The sequence below is a fragment of the Protofrankia sp. Cr1 genome, assembly GCF_963555865.1.
Taxonomy (GTDB): domain Bacteria; phylum Actinomycetota; class Actinomycetes; order Frankiales; family Frankiaceae; genus Protofrankia.
Genome location: NZ_CAUVXO010000588.1, coordinates 1 through 3,152, shown reverse-complemented (window position 1 = coordinate 3,152; position 3,152 = coordinate 1). Strand labels below are relative to the sequence as shown.

At 67.6% G+C, this 3,152-nt stretch carries 2 protein-coding genes; both read right to left on the bottom strand.

All coding sequences use genetic code 11. The annotated features are described in order from the left end of the window. Window positions 1-483: serine/threonine-protein kinase (locus U9980_RS26280; protein WP_322770386.1), on the bottom strand; the 483-nt coding region annotated here is incomplete at its 3' end. Between the two features lie 337 nt (window positions 484-820). Beyond that, on the bottom strand, window positions 821-3,152 hold a 2,332-nt coding region (locus tag U9980_RS26275; RefSeq protein WP_322770385.1), incomplete at its 5' end, for a pentapeptide repeat-containing protein.

The window sequence follows — 3,152 nt, the reverse complement described above, 5'->3', positions numbered from 1 at the left end:
GTACAGATCCGTCGCAGGGCCGAGCGCGGCGAAGTTGCGCTGTTCGGGCGCCATCCAGAACGGCGTCCCCGTCCGGCCGAACGCCGTGGTGTGCTCCAGCAGCTTCGCGATCCCGAAATCGACGATCTTCAGCGTGCCGTCATCGCCGAGCAACAGGTTTGCCGGCTTGATGTCACGGTGCAGCATCTGCTTGCCGTGCACGTAGGCCAACGCGTCCGCGGCCGCAAGGCCGATCCCGCACACCACCTCCGGCGGCAAAAGCCGGAGCACCTTGTCCAAAGACCGACCGTCGACGAACTCCATGAACAATAGGAATAGATCATCGACGTCGATGACATCAAAAATGCCGACCAGATGCGGGTGATTCAGCCGGGCCAGAGCTTTCGCCTCGTCGACGACGCGCTGATGCATATCCGTATTCTCGACCAACACGGCTTTGACCGCGACAAGTCGATCCAGCCGACGATCAAACGCCTGGAACACATCACCGAAACCACCACCACCAAGCCTGCCACGCAGTTCAAAACGGTCGGGTAACGCCCGCGCCACATGATTACGGTCAACTGACACAGTCCCGCCGCTCCTCCCTGGCGACCGCCCGAGGATCCCGGAAGGTACGGGCCGTGATCCCCCGGATGGGATAACTGTAGCCAATCAGGTTCATCCGACGGCAAGCAGCTGACCGGTACGCAACCGGCGGAAGCCTTCCCCAGGGGATCATCAAGACAAAATGTAACCAGAATATTACATTCTGTGCAGATCCACGAACAGGGGAGCCACCTTATGACCGAGACAGCGGTCGCCGATCAGAGCGAGACGGCTATCTCCTGCCCCGACCCCGGCGCTGGCGTTGGGGGGAGTGCGAGGCCGGCGGGGTAGCGGACCGGGGTCCGGAGTGGGTACCGGGGAGTGGCTCGCTGGGGTCCAGCCGATTCAAGGAGTCGATGAAGCCGTCGAGTTCACCGGGTTCGAATCGGCATCGGCCCATCGCCCACCACAGCTCACCGCGCGGGTTCCCGTCGAGTTTGTACGTGCCGTCGGGTAACAGCACAGCCCAGGCGCCGCCGGGCAGTCCAAGCAGGGTTGCGACCACGGTGAGCGTGGCCGGGTCCCACAGCCGGATCGTGCCGTCGGTGCTCGCGGTGGCGAGCAGGCTGCCATCGGGTGCCGCGGCGAGCGCGGTGACTGGGCCGAGGTGCCCGCTGAGCCGACCGATCAGCGTACCTGTTCGGGCGTCGGTGAGGCGGACGGTGGTGCCGTCGGCAGCCGCGTAGAACCGCCCATCGGGGCTGGTGACCGATTCTGGGCCGGACGGGATACGGTCGCCCTTGCCGAGGCTGTCGGACTTGTCGACGCGATGGCTGCTCCGACCCTGAGCGAGGTGGCGTCCGGTCGCGGTTTCCCAGATTCGGGTGGTGCCGTCCGCCCCGACGGAGGTAAGCGTGGTGCCGTCTGGGGAGAACGCCACAGCGACCAGCGGCCGGGCGGTACCGGAGATCTCGGCGACGGTGCGATAACCGCCGGCGGGGAAGCTGTTCACTTCGCGGATGCTGATGAACTCGCCCGCGGCGGCGGCGAACAGATGGCCGTCGGGATGGAATGCGAGGGCGGCGGCGGAATGCCGCGCGATGAACTCGGTGAGCGGCGCTCCGGTGGCCAGGTCCCAGAGACGGATACTGCCATCCTCGCTGCCGCTCGTGAGATATCGGCCGTCGGGGTGGAATGCAGCAGCCCGCACGGCTCGGGAATGTCCAGCCAGACCTCCCGCGCCCTCTCCAGTTTTCGCGTCCCACAGCCGGATGGCACCGTCCTCGCCAGCGGTGGCGAGTCTGCGGCCGGTGGCGTCGAAGACCACCGCGTACACCCAGCCGTGGTGGGTGTACTGGTTTGCAACGACGGTGCCGTCGGCGGTGGAGAGCAGGATCAGGCGGCCGTTGGTGGTGCCGCACGCAAGCAGACCGGAGTTCGGGTGGAAGGCCATCGTCGACACCCAAGGCAGTTCGGCACCGACGCGGCCGATATAGAGGTCACCCCCGTCGGACTGGGCCGGGGTGGTCGGGAGGCGGCGCAGGCGGATACCGTCGGTGGATGCGGAGGCGAGCAGAGTGCCATCCGGGCTGACGGCTACCGCGTTCACCTGGTCGTCGTGGCTGGTGAAGGTGGCTTGTTCGGTGCCGCTGGCGACGTCCAGCAACCGAATGGTGTGATCGCCGCCGGCAGTGGCCAGTAGCTGACTGTTCGGGGTGAAGGCCATATCGACGACCAGACCGGTATGGCTGGTGAGAATCCGTACCGGACGGTGTCGGTGGGCGTCGAGGAGCAGAACACCCACACCGTAGGCGACGGCGAGCAGCCTGCCGTCGGGGCTGTAGGTCAGTGCACCCGCACTGGCCGGGGGCAGTGGGAATGCCGGGGCAGCCTGGTCACGGGTCGTGATGGCGGCGACCGCCAGCTCCGGGACGTGGGCGCTGGCCCCGAGCAGGCCGCCGAGGATGGCAGCCCCGTGCCAGCGACTGCCGGCCAGAAGGGCGTCCCGCAGGTCGGTGCCAGACAGGACGGCGCCCCGCAGATCGGCGTCGGCAAGCTTCGCTCGGCGTAAGCTGACCCGCGCCAGGTGGGCGTCCCGCAGGTCGGCACCGGCCAGGTCGGCACCGTCAAGGTTCGTGTCGTTCAGTTGCATCCCGACGAGCCGGGCGTCACGCAGGTTGGCCAGGTGCATGTCCCGGCCGGACAGGTGTTGGCCGCGCAGGTCCTGCCCGGCAAGCTGGATGGCGTGGGCCGTGACCCCCAGCGGGGCGGCGAGGCGCAGCGCGTTGGCACGGGCTGCTGGCCCGGCGTCAGCGTCGGCGACAGCCAGCACGGTGCGGACCCAGTCCCTGACCTCATCGGGGTCAGATGTGCCGATGAGGAACCTGGCGACGAGATCGGAGATCTCCCGTTCGGCCAGCACCGCCGGGGCGGCGACGCCGGTACCGATCTCGCTGGCAGCTACTGTGGCGACGAGGTAGTCGGCGACGGACTGATGTTCGAAGGCGAACATGTCACCGTCGACGCGGATCAAGAGGCTGCCGGATCCTACGGCGAACGCCGCTTCGTCCGCCCCCATCCGCAGGGAGCCAAGGTCGGTCAACGTCTCCCGCACGGTGCCGGTG